Annotated in this window: 3 protein-coding genes; all 3 read left to right on the plus strand. The window is 58.4% G+C overall.

Features of this window, described 5'->3' with window-relative positions; genetic code table 11:
• Positions 1-47: 47 nt before the first annotated feature.
• On the plus strand, positions 48-1,406 hold the full coding sequence (locus BI292_RS09585; protein ID WP_101207732.1) for an MATE family efflux transporter: 1,359 nt from the start codon (positions 48-50) through the stop codon (positions 1,404-1,406).
• A 150-nt stretch (positions 1,407-1,556) separates the two neighbouring features.
• Positions 1,557-2,969 carry a saccharopine dehydrogenase C-terminal domain-containing protein gene (locus BI292_RS09590; RefSeq protein ID WP_101207733.1) on the plus strand — a complete coding sequence of 471 codons (1,413 nt, stop codon included), beginning with the start codon at positions 1,557-1,559 and terminating at the stop codon, positions 2,967-2,969.
• Positions 2,970-3,140: 171 nt separating this feature from the next.
• The coding region (locus tag BI292_RS29005; RefSeq protein ID WP_218563480.1) for a hypothetical protein at positions 3,141-3,328 on the plus strand (188 nt) is incomplete at its 3' end.

The raw sequence follows: 3,328 nt of genomic DNA on the forward strand, positions 1-3,328 counted from the left end.
AGCGTAGAATCCCCCAAGCCCCACCCGCCACCCGAGACGGACTCTCAATGCCAACCCCAACCACCCAATATCCCCTCTGGAAAACCTACCTGCTTTTCCTCGCCCCCATGGTCCTCTCCAACTTTCTGCAATCCATGTCGGGCACGATCAACAGCATCTACATCGGCCAAATGCTCGGCACTCAGGCGCTCGCGGCTGTGTCGGGGATGTTCCCGATCGTGTTCTTCTTTATTGCTCTGGTGATCGGGCTCGGGGCTGGCGCGGGTGTACTGATCGGCCAGGCCTGGGGCGCGCGGGAAACGCATTTGGTCAAAACTATCGCCGCGACGACGTTGCTGTTGGGCGCGATGATCGGGCTGCTTGCGGCGGTGTTGGGGAGCATTTTTGCCAGGCCTGCGTTGCAGGGTTTGGGCACGCCGGCGGATGTGTTGGACGACGCGGTTTCGTATGCGCACGTGATGATGTGGATCATGCCGTCGCTGTTGGTTTATGTGCTGTTTACGCAGTTGTTGCGCGGGGTCAGCGACACGGTTTCGCCGTTGGTGGCGTTGATCGTTTCGACGTGTATCGGGTTGGCGCTGACGCCGGCGTTGATTCGCGGTTGGCTGGGTTTTGCGCCGCTGGGGATTCAGAGTGCGGCGTATGCGGGGTTGGTGGGCAATTTGTCGGCGATGGGGTGGCTGGCGTGGCGGTTGATTCGCAAGGGGCATCCATTGGCGCCGGATCGCGAGATGTTTGCGGCGATGCGTCTGGACCTGGCGATTCTCGGCAAAGTGTTGCGCATCGGCCTGCCGACCGGGTTGCAGATGGTGGTGTTGTCGGCGTCGGAGTTGGTGATTCTGGCGTTGGTCAATCAGCATGGCTCGCAGGCGACGGCGGCGTATGGGGCGGTGACGCAGATTGTCAATTACGTGCAGTTTCCGGCGTTGTCGATTGCGATTACGGCATCGATTCTCGGCGCGCAGGCGATTGGTGCGGGGCAACTGCAGCGGATTACGCCGATCTTGCGCACGGGCCTGTTGATCAATGTGTGTTTGACCGGTGGTTTGGTATTGCTGGGGTACCTGTTGTCGCACTGGTTGTTGGGGTTGTTCCTTACTGAACCGACGACGCAAGCGATGGCTGAGCATCTGTTGCACATCATGCTGTGGAGTTTGTTGGTGTTTGGTTTCCAGGCAATTATCGGCGGGATCATGCGCGCCAGCGGCACGGTGTTGGTGCCGATGGCGATTTCAATTGTCTGTGTGGTCGGCGTGCAGTTGCCGGTCGCGTATTGGCTGGATACGCACTATGGACTGCAAGGTGTATGGATGGCGTTTCCGGTGGCTTACTTGGGCATGCTGGCGTTGCAGACGGCTTATTACAAGTTCGTCTGGCGGCACCAGAAGATCGAGCGGTTGGTATAGCGCAGTTGTTTGCTGAAGTTGAAAGCTGTCCTTTGGTGGCAGGCTGTCAGATATGACAGTAGTCGCCGGGGCAGGGCGCGAGTAGGTTGATTGCATACCGTTAAGTTGTCGGGCCGTGTAACGGGCAACGGGCATGGAGGCGCAATCAACATGGACAACCACTGCGTATTTTCCGGCAGGTTCGTATTTGTCGGGTTTGGTTCTATTGCTCGGGCGACGTTGCCGCTGTTGCTGAGGCAGGAGCATATTTCGGTCGGCGACATCACCGTACTCGCGCCTATTATTGAAGACCGCGAATGGTTTGCGCAGCAGGGTATTGAGTTCATTGAAGCGCAACTGACCCGAGACAACTTTGCAAAAACGCTGGATCTTTACGTCAACCCCGGTGACTTTATCGTCAATGTTTCGGTGGGCGTCAGTTCGGTAGCGCTGATGCACTATGCCGCGCATGTTGGCGCGTTGTACCTCGACACTTGCGTTGAACCTTGGGAAGGCGGTTATGCCAGTCCGGACATGTCGTTGTCCCAGCGCACCAACTATGCGCTTCGGCATAGCGTGCTTGAACTGCGTGAAGTGATTGATAAAGGCCCGACGGCAGTCGTCGCGCACGGCGCCAATCCGGGTTTGATTTCGCATCTGTTGAAGGCTGGTTTGGTGCAACTGGCGGGGCAACTGAAAACTGCGTTGCCGATGACGCGCAAGGGCGTTAATTGGGCGGCGCTGGCGATGGACATGGGCGTGAAAGTCATTCATGTCGCCGAGCGCGATACGCAGAAAACCCGGCAGATCAAGGAGGACGACGAGTTCGTCAATACGTGGTCGGTCGATGGGTTTTTGAGTGAGAGTCTGCAGCCGGCGGAGCTGAGTTGGGGCACGCACGAGAAGACTTGGCCGGTGGATGCGCAGCGGCATCAGTTCGGTTCGCGCAACTCGATCTTCCTCGAACGGCCGGGCGCCAATGTGCAGGTCTATACTTGGACGCCGCTCGGCGGGCCGTGCCTGGGGCGGATGATTACGCACCACGAAACTGTGTCCACCGCCGATTACCTGACCGTCCGCGAGTTGGGCAAAGAAGTCTACCGACCGACTGTTTATTACGCTTATCACCCGTGCGACGACGCGTTGTTGTCGATTGACGAGTTGATTGGCCGTGGCTGGAAACCGCAAACCCATAAACGAATCATGAACGATGAGATTGTTCTGGGCGGCGTCGATGCGCTTGGGGTGTTGCTGATGGGCCACGATTTGAATGCGTATTGGTATGGCTCACTGCTGCGCATCGACGAGGCGCGGGCCATCGCGCCGTTCAACACGGCGACCAGTCTGCAGGTGGCTGCCGGGGTGTTGTCGGGGATTGTCTGGGCGGTGCGCCATCCGAACGAAGGCATCGTCGAGGCGGAGCAAATGGACTACGAGGAAGTGCTGGAAATCGCCACGCCTTACCTCGGCACGTTGACCGGCGTGCAGACCGATTGGCAGCCGCCGGAGAGGGTGTTGCAGCCATTTTGTGCGCCGGGTAAAGCGCCGGATCCCTGGCAGTTTGAGCAGTTTGTGAGTCGCTGAAGCGCTGGGGAGAATTAGAGATATTGGTGGGGCTGAGCTTGCTCGCGATAGCGGTGGGTCAGGTGATGCATGTGTTAGTTGGGATGACGCTATCGCGAGCGAGCTCGCTCCCACAGGGGATTGTGGTGGGTGCGGGGTTTGTGCTCGGCGCAGATTCTGTAGGAGCTGAGCTTGCTCGCGAAAGCGGTGGGTCAGGTGATGCATGTGTTGGTTGGGATTACGCCTTCGCGAGCAAGCTTTGCTCCTACGGGATTTTTGGTGGATGCGGGGTTTGTGCTCGGCGTTGATCCTGTGGGAGCTGAGCTTGCTCGCGAAAGCGGTGGGTCAGGTGATGTATGTGTTGGTTGGGATTACGCCTT

This window comes from Pseudomonas sp. 43NM1 (assembly GCF_002836905.1).
GTDB lineage: Bacteria > Pseudomonadota > Gammaproteobacteria > Pseudomonadales > Pseudomonadaceae > Aquipseudomonas > Aquipseudomonas prosekii.

Coding starts and splice junctions, on each gene's coding strand:
- BI292_RS09585 (WP_101207732.1), top strand. CDS start 48: ATGCCAACCCCAACCACCCAATATCCCCTCTGGAAAACCTACCTGCTT.
- BI292_RS09590 (WP_101207733.1), top strand. CDS start 1,557: ATGGACAACCACTGCGTATTTTCCGGCAGGTTCGTATTTGTCGGGTTT.